Annotated in this window: 19 protein-coding genes; 12 read left to right on the top strand and 7 right to left on the bottom strand. The window is 68.4% G+C overall.

The window, feature by feature from the left end:
• Nucleotides 1–202: helix-turn-helix domain-containing protein (locus BLR21_RS43040; RefSeq protein ID WP_176930029.1), on the bottom strand; the 202-nt coding region annotated here is incomplete at its 3' end.
• A 514-nt stretch (nucleotides 203–716) separates the two neighbouring features.
• Here BLR21_RS43040 and BLR21_RS40310 point away from each other — a divergent pair.
• The gene (locus BLR21_RS40310) at nucleotides 717–2354 is read left to right on the top strand and encodes an MDR family MFS transporter (RefSeq protein WP_256335245.1); all 1638 of its coding nucleotides are present in this window, start codon (nucleotides 717–719) and stop codon (nucleotides 2352–2354) included.
• Here BLR21_RS40310 and BLR21_RS40305 read toward each other — a convergent pair.
• Nucleotides 2252–2635, bottom strand: coding sequence for a VOC family protein (locus BLR21_RS40305; protein WP_090015316.1), 384 nt, complete (start codon nucleotides 2633–2635; stop codon nucleotides 2252–2254). The genes BLR21_RS40310 and BLR21_RS40305 overlap by 103 nt on opposite strands.
• Nucleotides 2636–2760: 125 nt before the next feature.
• Between BLR21_RS40305 and clpB the strand changes: the two genes are divergently transcribed.
• The 4 genes from clpB to BLR21_RS40290 all read left to right on the top strand — a co-directional run bounded on the left by clpB (nucleotide 2761) and on the right by BLR21_RS40290 (nucleotide 7496).
• Complete coding sequence (clpB, locus tag BLR21_RS40300; RefSeq protein ID WP_090015314.1) at nucleotides 2761–5343, top strand: ATP-dependent chaperone ClpB; 2583 nt, start codon at nucleotides 2761–2763, stop codon at nucleotides 5341–5343.
• Nucleotides 5344–5503: 160 nt separating this feature from the next.
• Entirely contained in the window at nucleotides 5504–6238 is a 735-nt protein-coding gene (locus BLR21_RS40295; protein ID WP_030477725.1) for a type III secretion system chaperone family protein, read from the top strand.
• 258 nt (nucleotides 6239–6496) lie between these two features.
• A complete protein-coding gene (locus BLR21_RS42150; protein WP_143028125.1) occupies nucleotides 6497–6673 on the top strand; it encodes an LPXTG cell wall anchor domain-containing protein in 177 nt (58 codons plus the stop codon).
• 49 nt (nucleotides 6674–6722) lie between these two features.
• Nucleotides 6723–7496 carry an SDR family NAD(P)-dependent oxidoreductase gene (locus BLR21_RS40290; RefSeq protein ID WP_090015312.1) on the top strand — a complete coding sequence of 258 codons (774 nt, stop codon included), beginning with the start codon at nucleotides 6723–6725 and terminating at the stop codon, nucleotides 7494–7496.
• A gap of 6 nt (nucleotides 7497–7502) precedes the next feature.
• Here BLR21_RS40290 and BLR21_RS40285 read toward each other — a convergent pair whose 3' ends face one another.
• A complete protein-coding gene (locus tag BLR21_RS40285; RefSeq protein ID WP_090015309.1) occupies nucleotides 7503–8054 on the bottom strand; it encodes an LURP-one-related/scramblase family protein in 552 nt (183 codons plus the stop codon).
• A gap of 65 nt (nucleotides 8055–8119) precedes the next feature.
• On the opposite strand from BLR21_RS40285, the gene pyrE reads away from it, so the two are divergent.
• From pyrE to BLR21_RS40265, 4 genes are all read left to right on the top strand, one after another.
• Entirely contained in the window at nucleotides 8120–8674 is a 555-nt protein-coding gene (pyrE, locus tag BLR21_RS40280; protein WP_090015306.1) for an orotate phosphoribosyltransferase, read from the top strand.
• 222 nt (nucleotides 8675–8896) lie between these two features.
• A complete protein-coding gene (locus BLR21_RS40275; protein WP_090015304.1) occupies nucleotides 8897–9265 on the top strand; it encodes a DUF2784 domain-containing protein in 369 nt (122 codons plus the stop codon).
• Entirely contained in the window at nucleotides 9237–9902 is a 666-nt protein-coding gene (locus tag BLR21_RS40270) for a TrmH family RNA methyltransferase (protein ID WP_256335244.1), read from the top strand. Before BLR21_RS40275 ends, BLR21_RS40270 begins: the two co-directional genes overlap by 29 nt.
• Before the next feature lie 25 nt (nucleotides 9903–9927).
• Entirely contained in the window at nucleotides 9928–11025 is a 1098-nt protein-coding gene (locus BLR21_RS40265) for a glycoside hydrolase family 76 protein (protein ID WP_090015300.1), read from the top strand.
• Here the strand turns inward: BLR21_RS40265 and BLR21_RS40260 are convergent.
• Together BLR21_RS40260 and BLR21_RS40255 are read right to left on the bottom strand one after the other, a co-directional pair.
• Entirely contained in the window at nucleotides 11015–11746 is a 732-nt protein-coding gene (locus BLR21_RS40260) for a sugar phosphate isomerase/epimerase family protein (RefSeq protein ID WP_090015298.1), read from the bottom strand. The genes BLR21_RS40265 and BLR21_RS40260 overlap by 11 nt on opposite strands.
• Nucleotides 11740–12717 carry a LacI family DNA-binding transcriptional regulator gene (locus tag BLR21_RS40255; protein WP_090015296.1) on the bottom strand — a complete coding sequence of 326 codons (978 nt, stop codon included), beginning with the start codon at nucleotides 12715–12717 and terminating at the stop codon, nucleotides 11740–11742. The genes BLR21_RS40260 and BLR21_RS40255 overlap by 7 nt, the downstream gene beginning before the upstream one ends.
• Before the next feature lie 34 nt (nucleotides 12718–12751).
• Between BLR21_RS40255 and BLR21_RS40250 the strand changes: the two genes are divergently transcribed.
• On the top strand, nucleotides 12752–13597 hold the full coding sequence (locus tag BLR21_RS40250; protein WP_090015294.1) for a PfkB family carbohydrate kinase: 846 nt from the start codon (nucleotides 12752–12754) through the stop codon (nucleotides 13595–13597).
• On the top strand, nucleotides 13561–14196 hold the full coding sequence (locus BLR21_RS40245; RefSeq protein ID WP_030477739.1) for a nucleoside/nucleotide kinase family protein: 636 nt from the start codon (nucleotides 13561–13563) through the stop codon (nucleotides 14194–14196). The genes BLR21_RS40250 and BLR21_RS40245 overlap by 37 nt, the downstream gene beginning before the upstream one ends.
• Before the next feature lie 47 nt (nucleotides 14197–14243).
• Here the strand turns inward: BLR21_RS40245 and BLR21_RS40240 are convergent, their stop codons facing one another.
• A complete protein-coding gene (locus tag BLR21_RS40240; RefSeq protein ID WP_090015292.1) occupies nucleotides 14244–14912 on the bottom strand; it encodes a DedA family protein in 669 nt (222 codons plus the stop codon).
• 156 nt (nucleotides 14913–15068) lie between these two features.
• Between BLR21_RS40240 and BLR21_RS40235 the strand changes: the two genes are divergently transcribed.
• Nucleotides 15069–16439 (top strand): FAD-binding oxidoreductase, encoded by a 1371-nt coding sequence (locus BLR21_RS40235; RefSeq protein WP_090015290.1) that lies wholly within the window; start codon nucleotides 15069–15071, stop codon nucleotides 16437–16439.
• Here BLR21_RS40235 and BLR21_RS40230 read toward each other — a convergent pair whose 3' ends face one another.
• Nucleotides 16440–17870 (bottom strand): amidohydrolase family protein, encoded by a 1431-nt coding sequence (locus BLR21_RS40230; RefSeq protein ID WP_090015288.1) that lies wholly within the window; start codon nucleotides 17868–17870, stop codon nucleotides 16440–16442.
• Nucleotides 17871–17940: the final 70 nt, after the last annotated feature.

Raw genomic sequence — 17940 nt, 5'->3', positions numbered from 1 at the left:
TGAACTCGAACGAGAACACCCGCCCGCGCTGTTTACTCACCAACGCTCCCGCGCCCCGCAGACTCCACCGATCACGCAAGCGTGCCACCGCAGACCACGACACACCCAACCGGGTCGCCACCACCCGATAGCCCAACCCGGCCTCGAACAACCTGACAGCAGCCCTGCGCTGCCGCGACGACAACGAACTACTCGGATTCACAGCACTCCCCGGAAGACGGAACTGGATTCCCAGTCCAACTTCCGGGAGGCGGTTCACCCCCAGACCCCCGGCAATCTGATCAGGGGGTAGCGCCGCTCGTGGGTTGATGGCACGCCTGTTGCTTCGGGCGGCTGCGCGTTGCTTAGAGGGTTGCGTTGGCGGTGGGGTCCCATCACGAGCCGAGCCAAGAGCGGGCCACATGTGAGAAGGGGTGTCAACTCGACGAAAAGCGTGTCGAGTTGACACCCCTTCTCACATGCAGCAAGAGCTATGGCGCGACTCGTGATGGGACCCCACCGCCTGGCCCGCGCGGTAAGGACGGCTCGTCTTCGGCCTCGCGTGGGGAGGACGGCTCGCCTACGGCTTCGCGGGCGATCGGGCTTCTCGTGCGATCCGGGCTCCAGCGGCTGGGCCGACGCTGGGTGTGATGCATCAGCCAGTGGATTAGTTGGCCTAGCTAACTATCTCCAGATATAGTTGTATGTCATCAACTAATTACTGGAGGTGTGCCGGTTTGACTCGGCCCTCGTCGCATCGGGAGATCCTCGAAGCACTGTCCGGGATCTGGGTGGCGTTGCTCGTCGCCATCCTCAGCTCCACCATCGTTTCGAACGCTCTTCCGACGATCCTCGCCGAGCTCAAGGGCACGCAGACTCAGTACACGTGGGTCATCACCGCGATGTTGCTCGCGTCGACGGCCAGTACGCCGTTGTGGGGGAAGCTCGCTGATCTTTTTGACAAGAAGTCGTTGTTGCAGGCGGCGATCGTGTTGTTCGTCGTCGGCTCTGTGCTGGCCGGGTTCAGTCAGAACATGGAGCAGCTCATCTCGTTCCGGGTCGTGCAGGGGCTCGGCATGGGTGGTGTGCAGGCGCTGGGGCAAGTTGTCGTCGGTGCGTTGCTCAGTCCGCGCGAGCGTGGGCGCTACAGCGGGTACACCGGGATGGTGATCTCCGCCGGGACCGTTGGCGGGCCGTTGGTCGGTGGTTTCCTCGTCGACTGGCCTGGGTGGCGGTGGTGTTTCTTCGTCTGCGTGCCGTTGGCGCTGGTGGCGTTGGCCGTGTTGCACAAGACGTTGCACCTGCCGGTCAAGAAGCAGCGGGTGAAGATCGACTACCTCGGTGCCACGCTGATCACCGGTGGGGTGAGCCTGGTGCTGATGTGGGTGTCGTTCGCGGGTAAGGACTTCGCCTGGGTCAGCCGGGAGAGCGCGCTGTTCGTCGGTGGGGCGTTGCTGGCGATCGTGGGGGCCTACTTTGTGGAGCGGCGGGCGTCTTCGCCGGTTATTCCGTTGCATTTGTTCAAGAACCGGACCGTGGTGCTGGCGATGCTTGGGGGCGTCGCGGTGGGTACGGCGATGTTCGGGGCCTCGGTGTTCATGGGGCAGTACTTCCAGATCGCGCGTGGGTTCTCGCCTACCAAGGCCGGGCTGTTGACGGTGCCGTTGGTGCTTGGGCTGAGCATCTCGTCCACGGTCAGCGGGCAGTTGATCGCCAAGAGCGGCAAGTGGAAGAGCTATCTGGTGTGGGGGTCGTTCTCGCTGGTCATCGGGCTGGCGTTGCTCGGGACGATCGACCACCGGACCAACCTGGTGTTGATGGGGGCCTATCTGGCGCTGGTCGGCGTCGGGGTGGGGCTGACCATGCAGAACCTTGTGCTGGCCGTGCAGAACGGGGTCGGGATGGCCGATCTCGGGGCGGCCAGTTCCACTGCCACGTTCCTGCGGTCGCTGGGTGGGACGGCCGGCGTCTCGGTGCTTGGGGCGGTGTTGGCTGCCTCCGTCAGCACCAAGACGCTCGACCCCGGCTCCCTCTCCCCCGTGGTGCGGGACTCGTATGGCGACGCGATGGGTCAGTTGTTCTTGATTGCCGCTGGTCTTGCGGTGTTCACGGTCATTGCGGTGCTGCTGATCAAGGAGCAGCCGTTGCGGGACTCGGTGGACGGCGACGAGGTGGTCACTGAAACCGGTTCACCTGTGGATACTGACCAGCGGATTGTGGACAACTCGGTGCTCGCTGTGGACAAGCTGTTGGTGCTTTCGAGTGACCGCGATCAGGAGGTCGTGGTGCGGTCGGCTGCGCCGCGTTCCACGCAGAACTCGTTGCCCTCGGGGTCGCGCATCGTGACCCAGCCGGTGCCGTCCGGCCTGCGCTGATCGTCGAAGATCGTCGCGCCGATGCCGACGAGGCGTTCCACCTCCTCGTCGCGGGTGACGGCGACGGGTTGCAGGTCCAGGTGCAGGCGGTTCTTGAGCTCCTTGTTCTCCGGGACGTTGATGAACAGGTAGCGGATGCCGCTCGGCAGTTCGATCATGCATTCCGGGTCGCCGGGGTTGTCGTCGGGGTGGATCGGCAGGTCCAGGACCTTGCTCCACCACGAGGCGATCTCGTAGGAGTCGCGCGCGTCGATCGTGATGCTGTGGATGATGGACGTCATGGGGTGATCATCGCTCTGTCGGCCTGTGATCTGTACCGAATTCAAGGTTGAGTGGAACACGCTCAACTTTTCTGACGTTGTGCGGGATGATGGTCCATGCTTGAGGCTGACCACGAGGTGGAGGAATGGACGCTTTCAACCCGACGACCAAGACGCAGCAGGCTGTGTCCGCGGCGGTGCAGGCCGCGACGCTGAACGGGAACCCGGACGTGGGTTCCGTGCACCTGCTCAGTGCACTGCTGGCGCAGACGGACGGGTTGACCGCGCCGTTGCTGTCGGCGGTGGGTGCCGACCCGGCGCAGGTGCGCAAGGAGCTGGAGCAGCTCTCCCGCTCGTTGCCCAGTGCGTCCGGTTCCACCGTGTCCGCTCCGCAGTTCTCGCGCGACGCCGTGCGGGTGATCGGCAAGGCGCAGGAGCTCGCCACCGAGATGGGTGACGAGTACGTCTCCACCGAGCACCTGCTCGTCGGACTGGCTCAGCACGGTGGCCAGGTGGCCGACCTGCTGCGGCGGCACGGTGCGACGCCCGACGCGCTGACCGAGGCCTTCGCGAAGGTGCGCGGGTCGGCGCGGGTGACGTCCGCTGATCCCGAGGGCACCTACAAGGCGCTGGAGAAGTACGGCGTCGACCTGACCGAACGTGCGCGCAAGGGCGAGCTCGACCCCGTGATCGGCCGTGACGCCGAGATCCGCCGGGTCGTGCAGGTGCTGTCGCGGCGCACCAAGAACAACCCCGTGCTGATCGGCGAGCCCGGCGTCGGCAAGACGGCGATCGTCGAGGGCCTGGCGCAGCGCGTCGTGGCCGGTGACGTGCCGGAGTCGTTGCGCGGCAAGAGGGTCGTTGCTCTCGACCTCGGCTCGATGGTCGCGGGCGCCAAGTACCGCGGTGAGTTCGAGGAGCGGCTCAAGGCCGTGCTGAAGGAGATCACCGACTCGGCTGGGCAGGTCATCACGTTCATCGACGAGCTGCACACCATCGTCGGTGCCGGCGCGACCGGTGAGTCGGCGATGGACGCCGGCAACATGATCAAGCCGATGCTCGCCCGCGGTGAGCTGCGCATGGTCGGTGCCACGACCCTGGACGAGTACCGCCAGCACATCGAGAAGGACGCCGCCCTGGAACGCCGCTTCCAGCAGGTGCTGGTCGGCGAACCGTCGGTCGAGGACACGGTCGGCATCCTGCGCGGCCTCAAGGAGCGTTACGAGGTGCACCACGGCGTGCGCATCACGGACGCCGCCCTCGTCGCCGCCTCGACGCTGTCCGACCGCTACATCACCGCGCGCTTCCTGCCGGACAAGGCCATCGACCTCGTCGACGAGGCCGCGTCCCGGCTGCGCATGGAGATCGACTCGCGGCCCGTCGAGATCGACACCGTGGAACGTGCCGTGCGGCGCCTTGAGATCGAGGAGATGGCGCTGGCCAAGGAGTCCGACCCGGCGTCGATCGAACGGCTGCGCGCCCTGCGCGCCGAGCTCGCGGAGAAGCGCGAGGCACTGTCGGCGCTCACGGCCAGGTGGCAGAACGAGAAGAGCTCCATCGACCGCGTGCGCGGCCTGAAGGAGCAGCTGGAGTCGTTGCGCGGCGAGTCCGAACGGGCCGAGCGCGACGGCGACCTCGGTCGTGCCGCCGAACTCCGCTACGGCCGGATTCCCCAGCTGGAGAAGGAACTCTCCGTCGCCGCGGAGTCCACACAGGACGCCGCGATGCTGAAGGAGGAGGTCGGGCCCGACGACGTCGCGGACGTGGTGGCGGCGTGGACGGGCATTCCGGCCGGCCGCCTGCTGGAGGGTGAGACCGCCAAGCTGCTGCGGATGGAGGACGAGCTCGCCCGCCGGGTCGTCGGCCAGGCCGAGGCCGTGCGCGTCGTGTCGGACGCGGTGCGCAGGACGCGCGCCGGAGTCGCCGACCCGGACCGCCCGACCGGCTCGTTCCTGTTCCTCGGCCCCACCGGCGTCGGCAAGACCGAGCTCGCGAAGGCGCTGGCGGCGTTCCTGTTCGACGACGAGCGGGCGATGATCCGCATCGACATGAGCGAGTACTCCGAGAAGCACTCGGTGGCCCGCCTGGTCGGCGCGCCCCCCGGCTACGTCGGCTACGACCAGGGCGGCCAGCTCACCGAGTCGGTCCGCCGCCGCCCGTACTCGGTCGTGCTGCTCGACGAGGTCGAGAAGGCGCACCCGGACGTGTTCGACGTGCTGCTGCAGGTCCTGGACGACGGCCGCCTGACCGACGGTCAGGGCCGCACGGTCGACTTCCGCAACACGATCCTGGTGCTCACCTCGAACCTGGGCTCACAGACCATCGTGAACCCGTCGCTGACCGAGCTGGAACGCAAGGACGCCGTGATGGCCGTGGTGCAACGGCACTTCAAGCCGGAGTTCCTGAACCGGCTGGACGACGTCGTCGTGTTCCACGCGCTCGCCACCGAGGAACTGACGTCCATTGTGGACATCCAGATCACTCGTCTGGCGGACCGGCTCGCGGCTCGCCGCCTGACGCTCGACGTCACGGCGTCGGCCCGCGACTGGCTGGCCCTGAACGGCTTCGACGCCATCTACGGGGCCCGGCCGCTGCGGCGGCTGGTGCAGTCGGCGATCGGTGACCAGCTCGCGAAGGAGCTGCTGGCCGGCGAGGTGCGGGACGGCGACACGGTGCGGGTCGACGTGCTGGACGACAACAGCGGCCTGATCGTGGGCCGCGCGGCCTGAGGTCGCCTCGTGGGTGGTTTCCGTCGTTATCCGGGCGGAAACCACCTACGACCTGTTTGACCAGGCGTTCGTGTGCTCGCGTGCGTCCAATCGGCACACACAGGTCACGACGCGCGGAAGTGATCTTCGTTCCTCGCCTCCGACCCACTAGGCTCTGGCTGTGGGCATACCGGCGTGGGTCTGGTTCACCGTCGCCGCGGTGGCGGGCGTGGCGGGGTTCGCCCTGCTCGCGACCGACCGGGCGCAACGAACCGCGCGTAATCGTGAACGGCGCCGTTGGGCTGCTCTGAGGGGCTGGCAGTTCGAGGAGACAGACCACGTGCTGCCGACCCGGTGGGAAGCCGGGGCCATCGCGTACTACGGCACGGGTCTCGCCCGTGACGTCGTCGCCGGCTCCACCTTCACCGCGGACGGCCGCAGGCAGGTCTACGTGCTCGATCACGAGACAGGCGGCAAGGTCAACTCGGTGCTGGTCGGCGTGCGCTGCCGCAGAGCGCTGTCGGTGGTGATCGAGCTGTGGCTGTCGACCGTGCCGTTCCAGCGCGACGACGACAAGAAGCCGATGCCCGACATGCTCGGGCCGGTGGGGTCGCGGTACGCGTTCGTCACGGACGTGCCGGCGGCTCGCAAGATCATCACACCGGACCTGATCGATGCCGCCGAGGAGATCGGGGGCGACGTCACGGTCGTCTGGATGGAGAACGACTGGGTGCTGGCCGCCGCGCCGCCGAACTCGTCGCCCGCGCGCCTCGAACGGCTGCTGCGCGACGTCGGTGAGCTCGCGGACGTCATCGACCCGTTCGACCCGGACCCGTCCGAGCGCGAGGAACCGGTGGCCGAAGAGGACGAGGGTGGCGAGGTCTACCGCCCGTCGTTCGGCCGCAAGCAGCCCTGACGAAACCTCCGCCGAAGCCGCTGCCGAACGTTCGGCAGCGGCTTTTTTGTTGCCCACGCACGCGTGGGCCCTGTGACGTTGGGTGATCAACAGGTTTTATGTACCGCTTGTCGTGCCGCCTCGACCAGCACTGTTCCGGGCCGCATCCAAAGTCGTGTGATCTACATCACACTTCGCTCCGTGTAAAACATCGGCGCGCGATTCAGATACTCCGGGCAGCAAGTCCGTCGTGTCCCCGAACCCCCGGAGGGAAGCACGATGTACGGAGGAAAGATTGTTCCGCCCGTAGCCGTGGCCGGTACGGCGTCCGTCGTGACGCTGGCCAACACGGGTGCGTCTGTCGGTTGGTTGCTGTTCGGCGGGGTGGCGATGGTCGTTTCCGGCCTCGCCCTGCGCCTGTTCGTGCTCCGTCGTCCGGCGAAGCACGAAGCGTGATCATCGGCGGCCTTCGGCCCCGGCGACTTTCCGACTACCGTTCGGTGGCATGCCAACCGCACTGGTGACCGGATCGACCGTCGGGATCGGGGCCGCCTTCGCCCGCAGGCTCGCGGCCGAGGGATACGACCTCGTGCTGGTCGCGCGCACCGCGTCCGCACTCGAAGAACTCGCGAAGCAGCTGCACGAACGCCACGGCGTGAACGTGGACGTCCTGCCGGCCGACCTCAGCGACCACGACGACCGGCTGAGGGTCGAGCAGCGGCTGGCCGAGCAGGCCGTCGACCTGCTGGTCAACAACGCGGGCTTCGCGAACACCGGCGAGTTCTTCGCCGCGGACGTCGACAACCTCCAGGCACAGCTCGACGTCAACGTCGCCACGGTGCTGCGGCTGTCCAGGGCCGCCATCCCGGCGATGATCGCGCGCGGCAAGGGCGACGTGATCAACGTGTCCAGCGTCGCCAGCTTCCTGCCCGGCCGCGGCACCAGCTACAGCGCCGACAAGGCGTGGGTGACGACGTTCTCCGAGGGCATGTCGCTCGCGGCGGAGGGCACCGGCGTGCGGATCATGGCGCTGGCCCCCGGTTTCGTGCGGACCGAGTTCCACCAGCGCGCGAAGATCGACATGTCGAAGACGCCGAGCTGGCTCTACGTCGACGCCGACAAGCTCGTCCACGAGGCGCTGCGCGACCTGCGCCGGGGCAAGCCGTTGTCGATCCCCGGCCTGCAGTACAAGGCGATCGTGACCATCTCGAGGCTGCTGCCGAGGCCCCTCGTGCGCAGGATGGCGTCGCGGTTCGCGGGCGGCCGCGGTCGCACGTGATGGAAGTCAGACGGGCCAGTCCACGCCGCCACTGCTCGTGTGGCGGGTCCCGGTGCCGCGAACGACGTCGAAGGCGACCGCGCAGGCGGTCGCCAGTGACCGCAGCGGCTCGCTGACCTGCGGGTTGATCTGGACGCGGTCCCGGCGGACGCGCTTGCCGTGACGCTGGGCACGCGCACCGGTCTCGATCCGCGCGATGTCGCCGAAGAAGCAGAGCTGCTGACCGTTCGCGTCGTGCAGCGACTGCTGCCACGCGCTGTGCGTCCTGATCGTCCCGATCAACTGGCCCTGAGGTGTGCTGACGCGCACGTCCGGCCGCCGGCCGAACCCCTTGCCGATGCGCATGATCGGCTGGCCGTGTGGCGCGACCACGTCGAGGTCGAACGTCGTCCAGCCGGAGAACCCGGTGTGCCGCAGCGGTCGTTGCAGGCCGGGTCCGGTGCGCTCCCTGACCACCATGACCGGCGCGTCCTGCTCGTCGAACACCTCCACCAGGTAGTGCGGCCGGAACAACAGACTCATCGCGGTCCACGGCTGTTCGACGTAGAGGGTGCTCACGGTGATGCAGCGTACGAGGCGTCAAGCGCGCGGGTGTGCGAAGCTTGCGACCCGTGCGAACTGAAGTGGTCTTGGACGCGAACGCTAAGTCAGAACTCGCTCGTCTCGTGAGCGAATTGGCCGTTGTGCACGGCAAGGTGACTCTCTCCAGCGGCAAGGAAGCCGACTACTACGTAGACCTGCGGCGGGCGACGCTGCACCACGCGGCGGCCCCGTTGATCGGCAAGCTGCTGCGGCAGCTCACGTCGGACTGGGACTTCGTCGCGGTCGGCGGTTTGACCCTCGGCGCGGATCCCGTCGCCTACGCGATGATGCACTCCGCTGGCGCCGACGGTGACGTGCTCGACGCGTTCGTCGTGCGCAAGGCGAACAAGGCGCATGGCTTGCAGCGCCAGATCGAGGGCATCGACGTGCGTGGGCAGCGGGTGCTCGCGGTCGAGGACACCTCCACCACGGGTGGTTCGGTGCTCACGGCCGTCAACGCGCTGCGCGAGCACGGTGCCGACGTGATCGGCGTCGCCACGGTCGTCGACCGCGGCACGGGCGCCAAGGAGGCCATCGAGGCCGAGGGCCTGCAGTACCGCTACCTGCTCGACCTGAACGACCTCGGGCTCGCCTGAGGTTTTGTCAAGAGCGCTTCGAGCCACCCCGTCCTAGTGGCGCGACCCGGAACGTCGGCGAGGTAATCCACGCCCAGCAGGGCGCCTCGCGGCGCCGCCCCCACGCCCCCGTACAACCAGTACGAGGACGTGGGGGCGACACCACGATGCACCCGTCTGACCGCGAATTCCCCCGGCAACGTTCCGGGCCACGCCACTAGGCTGGAGGACGGGGTGGTGCGAATGGCCAGATTCCTCGCCGAAGCGGTCATGCTGCTGCACTTCGCCGTGCTGGCGTTTCTGCTGGTCGGTGGCTTTCTGGCGTGGCGGTGGCGCTGGGTGATCTACCCGCACCTCGCGATGGGTGTGTGGGCCGTGCTGAGCCTCTCGACCCCGATCACCTGCCCGATCACCGTGTGGGAGAACCACTTCCGCGGGCTCGCGGGCATGCCGCTGCTCGAGACGGGGTTCATCGACCACTACATCGACGGCGTCTGGTACCCGGAGAGCGCGTCGACGCTGGTCCAGCTGGTGCTGGGGTCGATCGTGATCATCTCGTGGGCCGGCTTCTATGCTGGTCACCGTGCTGCTCGAAGGCTTTCACGCTGTTAAGCACGCGTTGCGCTTCGGCGCCGACGTGCACCCGTTGATCACGACGGACCTGGCCGCCGCGATCAGCCTCGCCGAGACGCACGCACCTGATCTGCGCGAGCGGTTCGAGGCCGCCACCGAGGTCGACCAGAACCACTTCAAGCTCAGGGTCGGCCGCACGCACCCGACGGGCGTGGCCGGGTTCGCGGAGAAGCCGGACCTGCCGTTCGACCGGGGCGCCCCGGTCGTCCTGCTCGACAACCCGCGCAACCTCGGCAACTTCGGTGCCGCCATCCGGGTGGCCGCCGGCCTCGGCGCGGGCGGCGTGATCTCCACCGGTGACGTCGACCCGTGGCACCCCAACGTGCTGCGCGGATCCGCCGGGCTGCACTTCGCGCTGCCGGTCGCCAAGGTCGAGAGCCTCGACTTCGCCGGTGAGCTGATCGCGTTCGACGCGGACGGTGACCTGCTGAAAGGCCCGATCCCGGACGACGCCGTGCTGGCGTTCGGCTCGGAACGCCATGGGCTCTCGGCGGAGGTCCGGGAGAAGGCCGCGAGGATCGTCCGGCTGCCCATGCGCGAGAAGGTCAGCAGTTACAACCTCACCACTTCTGTGGCCATGGGCCTCTACCACTGGGTGATTCATCGAGCTTCTTGACCGGTCAAGCACGCACGATGACCAGGTGGTGATCGCGAAACTGCTGGCGGCACGCGCGGGTGTCGCGGAGCGCGCGGTGTACTCCAGGCACCTTCGGCGGGTCTGGGGTGTGCCGGGCACGCTTCTCGGAGCGCGGGCGTGGCCCCCGCTCTTCAAAGACAAGATCCACATCAGCTTCAACTACTGGTGGCAGGCGCACCTGCTGGACAACATGATCGACGGCTACCTGCGCTCGCCCAACGAGCTGCGCAGGACGGCCATCGCCAAGGTCGTGCGGGGCATCCGGGTGCGCAACATCCTCGGCTGGACCAACGACTTCTACGACGACATCGCGTGGCTCGGCCTCGCCCTGCAACGTGCCCAGCACGAGGTCGGCATCGCGAAGCCCAAGGCGCTCGACGCGATCGCCGAACGGCTGCGGGAGGCCTGGACCGACCACGCCGGCGGCGGCATCTGGTGGAAGCGCAACGACGACTTCAAGAACGTTCCCGCGAACGGCCCTGCCGCGATCTTCCTGGCGCGCCAGAACGAACGCGCCGACCTCGCCCGCGCACGGTCCATCGTGGACTGGGTCGAGGAGCACCTCGTCGATCCGGGGAACGGCCTCGCGTGGGACGGCCTGCACGTCCATCCCAACGGCGAGATCCGCGAGTACGAGAAGAACATCTACACGTACTGCCAAGGAGTTCTCATCGGCGCGTGCGTCGAGCTCGCCCAGCACGGCCAGCAGGACAAGTGGCTCGACAAGGCCGCCCGCACGATCACCGCCGTGCACGACGACCTCGCCACCAACGGCGTGATCCGGGGCCAGGGCGGTGGCGACGGCGGCCTGTTCGCGGGCATCCTCGTCCGCTACCTGGCCCAGGCCGCGCTGATCATTCCCGACCTCGATCCCGACCGGCACGAGACCGCGGACCTGGCCAGGGAACTCGTCGTCCAGTCGGCGGAAGCGGCGTGGAACAACCGGGTGATGGCGGTGAGCGGGCCGTTGTTCGGTCCGGAGTGGACCGTCCCGGCGGTGGAGGAGGAAGGCCGCGACCTTTCCGTCCAGCTCGGTGGCTGGATGTGCCTGGAAGCGGCCGCCCTGCTCGAACGGCGCGGTCTGGACGTCGCTACGGCTTGAGCCAGCCCAGCAACGCCTTGGCGTCCTCGCGGAACTGCTCCGGCGAGTCGTCCAGCACGAACTCCAGCAGCGCGTTGCGCTCGATGCCGTCGCGCGCGAGCTCGGTCAGCACCGGCTTCCACAGGTCACGGCGCTCGGCGAGCGGGAACCGTTCCTTGAAGCCACCCGGACCCCACGAGAAGACGTGCGCCGTCACCGGTTCCAGCGTCCGCACCTCGTGCATGGCCGAGAACACGTCCTGCCCGCCGCGCGGCTGCCAGTACGACACCACGCCGTCGACCTCGTCGAGCAACTGCACCGTCGAGTCGAGCGTGTCCGTCAGCGTGTTCCGGTGGTACTCCAGCGCGATCCTCGTGCCCATCGCCTCGGCGTGTTCGACGGCGTGTTGCAACGCCTCGATCACCGGCGCCCGGTCAGGGCACTCCGCCGAGCCGGACGTACCCGCCCAGACCCGCACGAACGGCGCGTCCAGTTCGGCCGCGGTCTCCAGAATCGGCGCCAGGTCGGCCCGATCCGAGACGCCCGCGCGGTAGTACGACCCGTACGCGGCCACCTTCAGACCGGTGTCCAGCGCCCGCCGCGCCGCCGCGAAGTCGCCGGGCGGCACGTGCACGTCGCCGCCCCACTCGACGGCCTGCAGCCCGCACTCCGTCGCCAGCGCGCCGATCTCGGAGACCGTGAGCTGCCGGAACGTCACCGAGACCAGTCCGGGGATCAGCATCCGCAGGACTGCCTGTGCCGGAGGGAGGGCGCGAGCCGGATGGTCTCCGGCGGCCTCTGCGGGTCGGCGATGCGGGAGAGCAGCAGTTTCACCGCGGTCCGTCCGATCTCCTCGACCGGCTGGGCCAGTGTGGTGAGCGGTGGTTCGATCAGGGTGGCCCACTCGACCTCGTCGTAGGCGACGACGGCCAGATCGGTGCCGAGCTTCAGGCCGCGGGCCCGTGCCTCGTGCAGCATGCCGACCGTGACGAGGTGGTCCGCCGCGACGACGGCCGTGGCCGGGTCGTCCTGGTCGAGCAGCGGCGCGAGCCAGCCGCTCTGCGAGACCAGCGCCTCGTCCCACTTCAGGCCCGCGCGGCCGAGGCCGAGGCGGTAGCCGAGGATGCGTTCCTCGGTCGTCGCCACGCCTGCCTGGCCGCAGACGATGCCGATCCGGCGGTGCCCCAGCTCCGCGAGGTGCTTGACCAGACCCGACGTGGCCTGCACGTTCTCCGGCCCGACCTGGTCGATGTCCTTGGCCACGGTCAGCCGGTCGACCAGCACCGTGGGGATGTTCAGTTTCTTGAGCTCCGGCAGCACGAGGCTTCCCCCGGCGCCGGCCGATGGTGTGAGCAGCAGCCCGTCGACTCTTCGCGAGCGCAGCATTCTGACCGCGGTCTGCTCGGATTCGGGGGTGTCCCTCGTGTCGATCAGCACGAGCGAATAGCCGTTGCGAGTCGCCTCGGACTCGATGGCGGCGATCAGCTCGGCGAAGTACGGGTGCGAGACCAGTGACACGGCCAGGCCGAGCGACTTCGTGCCGCCCATGACCAGCGATCGCGCGATGGCGTCGCCCGTGTAGCCGGTCTCGTCGATCGCCTTCTGGACGCGCTCGCGCGTGTCCCCGGCGACCGGCCTCGTCTCGTTGATCACGTGTGACACCGTGGTGATGGAGACCCCCGCGAGAGCCGCGACATCCCGCATGGTGACCATGACCTGGGACCCTACCCGTTTGGAGGAAGCCCAGATGGCAGCCGTGCTGTGTGTCGGGCTCACAACTCTCGACGTGACCCAGCGGGTGGACGAGTTCCCGGATCCCGGGCAGAAGATCCGCTCGCTCGGCGCGGTGCTGTCGCCCGGAGGTCCGGCCGCCAACGCGGCCCGTGCGGTCGCGGCACTGGGCGGTAGGGCCGCGTTGCTCACCTCACTGGGTGCCGACGCATTGGGTGAATTCGTCAGGGCCTCCTTGGACCCGGTCCAAGTGATCGCTGTGCCGGGCACGACGCCCGTGAGCATGGTCGTCGTCAGAGACGCTGATGGGGAGCGCACGGTCGTTTCCCGCAACGCGTCGGTGCCGGTGACAGCGCCGGATTTGTCTGATCTTCTCGCCGCCGCGGACGTGTTGCTCTTGGACGGACACCATGAAGGCCTGGCGATCCCCGTCGCGAGGCAGGCGAAAGCCGCGGGATTGCCTGTGGTGCTCGACGCCGGGAGCTGGAAACCTGTCCTCGATCACCTGTTGCCGCTGGTGGACGTGGCCGCCTGCGCTGCCGGGTTCGAGCGGTCCGAGGCCGAGGTGCACTCCTACGGGGTGCCGCTGGTCATTCGCACGCACGGTGCGAAGCCGGTCACCTGGTCGCGGAACGGCTCGGCCGGAGAGCTGCCCGTCCCCGCGGTGGCGGTGAACGACACGAACGGTGCCGGCGACGTCTGGCACGGCGCGTACGCCTACGCGCTGGCGTCAGGCGCGGACCCGGTGGGTGCCATCGGCTTCGCGTCGGAGGCGGCCGCCGTTCGCGTCGGTGCGGTCGGGGACTGGGTTGAGGAGCTGGCACGGTGGCAGGACAGCAGGTCAGGTTCGACGAGCTGCTAGAACGGGCTCGGGTACTCACCGATCAGGGTGAGCGCAAGATTCTCGGCATCGGCGGCGCACCCGGTTCCGGCAAGTCGACACTCGCGCGAAGGCTCGTCGAGGCGCTCGACGGCCAGGCCGTCCTCGTCGAGATGGACGGCTTCCACCTCGCGCAGAGCGAGCTCGAACGGCTGCGGCTGGTCGAACGCAAGGGCGCGCCCGACACGTTCGACATCCCCGGCTACGTGGACCTGCTCGGCCGGATCAAGGCCTGCGGCCCGGACATGATCTACGCGCCGGAGTTCCGCCGCGAGATCGAGGAACCGATCGCCTGCGCGGTGCCGGTGCACCCGGACGTCCCGCTCGTCGTCACCGAGGGCAACTACCTGCTGCTCAACTACGACAAGTGGAAGCGCGTCCGGATCATCCTGGACGAGGCGTGGTTCCTGTTCATCGACGAGGACGTGCGGGTGCAGCGCCTGATCGACCGCCACCTGCGGTACGGGCGCACCTTGTCGGAGGCCGAGGAACGGGTGCTGCACGGCACGGACCACGTCAACGCGTTGATGGTGAACTCGTCCAAGGGAGCAGCGGACCTGCTGATCACCGAGGTGCTCTAGTCATCGCAGGCTCCGGCTCCACCGCTGCAGCTGAGACGGCGCGCCGGTCAGCTCGCGTGGGGATGGCTGATGTGCGCCAGGTCGTCGCTCGTCTCGTCGATCGGCTTCGCCATCTCCTGGCGGTAGCGCCAGATGCCCCAGCCGGTGCCGCCCAGGAAGAACCCGATGCTGACGACGATCGCCGCCGTCTCGAGCCACGGCAACTGCTGCAGGATGCCCGCGCCGTAGTAGCCGGCCAGCACCAGCGTCGGCACCCACGCGATGGCACCGATGGTCGTGGCCAGCGTGAACCGCCTGAGGTCCATCCGCGCGGCACCGGCGATCATGGGTGCCAGCGTGCGGATCCACGGGATCCAGCGGGCGAGGACGATGGCCCAGAACCCGCGGCGGTCGAGGAAGTCGCCCGCGCGTTTCAGGTTCTGCCGGTTCAGCACCTTGCCGCCCTTGCGGGCGAGCACGCGCGTGCCGGTACCTCGGCCGATGAAGTACCCGACCTGGTTGCCGACGACGGCGATGATCAGAGCCGCGAGGGACAGCAGCCATGCCGACAACTCACTGTTGTGCGTCGCCAGCACCACACCGGCCGCGAACAGCAGTGAGTCACCGGGCAGGAAGAGCCCGAAGATGAATGCGCACTCGACGAAGATGAAGCTCAGCACGATGATCCAGACGGCCACCGGACCCGCGGTCTCCAGCGAGGCGAAAGCATGCGCCACGGTGAGCCAGCCTACGTCGTGCTGCGCCGGCGGCGCGGCGACATCGGGTCGACGGGTCGGCGAAATCTGGATTGAGCACGCTGGGTCACCGCGTGAACTCCCTTCTCCTGGAATCACCTTCGAGTGAACCAGTCGAGTCGGACTAGCGTGGGAGATATGGAGAGCTTGCTCGCTGAACTCCGCGCCGCAGTGGGTGACTCCGGCGTCCTGACCGATGCCGACGTCACCGCGAGCTACCAGCGCGACATGATGCCGCTGGCACCGCACGGCAGTCCGCTGGCGGTGGTGTTCCCGCTGAACACCGAGCAGGTCCAGGCGGTGGTGAGGGCCTGCGCGAGCCACCGGGTCCCGATCGTCCCGCGCGGCGCGGGCAGCGGTCTCTCCGGCGCCGCGAACGCCATCGAGGGCTGTGTCGTCCTGGTCACGACCAAGATGGACGCGATCGTCGAGATCGACGCCGACAACCGCCTCGCCGTCGTCGAGCCGGGCGTGGTCAACCTCGACCTGCGCGGCGCCGTGGAGAAGCACGGCCTGTTCTACCCGCCGGACCCGAGCAGCTACGACTGGTGCACGATCGGCGGCAACCTCTCCACCAACGCAGGCGGTCTGTGCTGCGTGAAGTACGGCGTGACCACCGACTCCGTGCTCGGCCTGGAGGTCGTGCTGGCCGACGGCGAGGTGTTGCGAACGGGCCGCCGCACGGTCAAGGGCGTGGCGGGCTACGACCTCACCAAGCTCTTCATCGGTTCCGAAGGCACGCTCGGCGTGATCACCAAGGCCACCCTGGCGCTGAGGCCCCTCCCACAGGCCCCTGCCACGCTGGTCGCCGCGTTCAGCAGCACCGCCACGGCGGGTGCGGCGGTCAGCCGGATCGTCCGCGAGGGCCTGGTGCCGTCGCTGATGGAGATCATGGACCGCACCTCGATCGAGGCCGTCGAGCAGTACCTGAAGACCGAACTGGGCGCCGGGCCGGGCTGTGCGGCGTTGCTGATCTGCCAGTCCGACGCGGGCGGCGAGCAGGCGCGTCACGAACTGCGGAAGATCGAGGAGATCTGCCTGGAGGCCGACCTCGTCTACGCGACCCACGACGTCAACGAGGGCCGCGACCTGCTGACCGCGCGCCGGGCCGTGCTGACCGCGCTGGAGATCTACGGCTCGTGGCTGACGGACGACGTGTGCGTGCCCCGCACCCGCATCGCCGAGCTCATCCAGGGCTGCGAGGACATCTCGAAGGAGGTGGGCCTCAAGATCGCCGTCGTCGGCCACGCGGGCGACGGCAACATGCACCCGACGATCGTCTACGACCCCACCGACGCCGACCAGTTCGCCCGCGCCCGGAAGGCGTTCGACGACATCCTCGCGGTCGGGCTCGCGCTGGGCGGCACGGTGACCGGCGAACACGGCATTGGCAAGATCAAGCGCGAGTGGCTGGCGAAGGAGATCGGGCCGGTCGGGCTCCGGGTCCACCGCGAGATCAAACGCGCGCTGGACCCGGAGAACCTGTTCAACCCCGGCTCGATGTTCTAGTCAGCAGCACGTCCGCTGGACAGCAGTCGGAAACGGCTCCTGAGCTGCCTTTTCCACGTCGGCGAGCAGCTGCCGCCGAACCTCGGGACCGAGCACCCGGCCCCGCGTCAGCACGGTGTGGATCCGTTGCGTGTTGCGGATGTCGGACAGCGGACTGCCGTCCAGCACAACGAGGTTCGCGGCCTCGCCGGGCTTGACCGCGGCGCCGCGCGTGCCCGCCTTCAACGCCGCCTTCGGCGACAGGCCCGCCTCGACCAGCAGCTCCAGTTCGTCGTGCACCGAGAAGCCGGAGAACGAGTAAGGGTTGCCCGCGTCCGTGCCGAGCAGGATCTCGACGCCGTGCGCGTGCATCTCGGCGACCTGGTCCTGGCGGCGCCGGAAGAACTCGGCCTGCTGCCGGATCTCCCGCGGTGTCACCGGAGCCCACTGCTTGAGGCCGTCATGCCACAGGTCCCGGTAGAACGCCGGCATGTACTTCATCCGCGGGTCGTTCGCGAACCGGTCCGCGGGGCTCGCGTACACCCGCATCGCGACCATCGTCGGGCACAACGCGGAGTTGTTGCGCTGCAACCGCTTCGCCAGCTGCAGCGCCTTGCTCCGGCTGTGCGAGAGGGATGCCTGCCGTTCGAACTCCAGTACCTGTTTGAACCACGCGAACGAGTCCGCCGGGTCGAGCGGCAGGTCCGCGATCGCCTGGCGCAGCTGGGTTTCCCGCGAGCTGGTGGCGAGCGGCAGGCCGTACATGTGCTCGAACGTGCGCTGTCCCAGGTCACTCGCGTCGCCCAGCGGCACGTGGTTCGAGCAGTGCCCGGCGAACGTGATGCCCTGCCGGGAGCATTCGTCGGCGATGGCCGCGAGCGTCGGGCGGTCCAGGTACGAGTAGACCTTCACGAAGTCCGCGCCCTTGGCGTCCCGCACGGCCTGCCGGCCCTCGTCGGGCGTGCTGACGATCACCGCGCCGGGCAGCACCGAGTGCGGTCCGTCGATGATCATGCTGCCGACGACCAGCCGGGGCCCGAACACCTCGCCGCGCTCGATCCGGTCGCGCAGCTCGTAGATGGGCGGGAAGCCCCACATTTCACGGATGCCCGTCACGCCGTTGACCAGGCACAGCGGCAACGTGATCCGGTCCATGAACGCGCCGTGCACGTGCATGTCCCACAGGCCGGGGATGACGAACTTGCCGGCGAGGTCGAGCACCGTCGAACCGCGCGGCAACGGCAGGTCGCACGAGCCGACGGCGAGAATCCTGTTGTCCGCCAGCACGATGGTCGCGTCGGGCCGGACGCCGGACGAGTCGATGAGCGTCACGCCGCGCATCGCGGTGACGCCTACCGAAGCTTGGGCCCGGCCCGGCAGCAGGCTCGCACCCGCTGCCGCACCGAGCCCGGCCAGCCATCCCAGCACTTCACGTCGAGTGGTGTCAGTCATGCCGTTCAACCAACACCTTGACGTAGCGTGAGACTCAAATCCTTTGAGCAAGCGAAAGGCCCGCCTGCCG

Source organism: Lentzea albidocapillata subsp. violacea (assembly GCF_900100275.1).
GTDB lineage: Bacteria > Actinomycetota > Actinomycetes > Mycobacteriales > Pseudonocardiaceae > Lentzea > Lentzea violacea.
The sequence above is the reverse complement of the archived record's forward strand: the minus strand, read 5'-3'. Positions and strand labels throughout refer to the sequence as shown.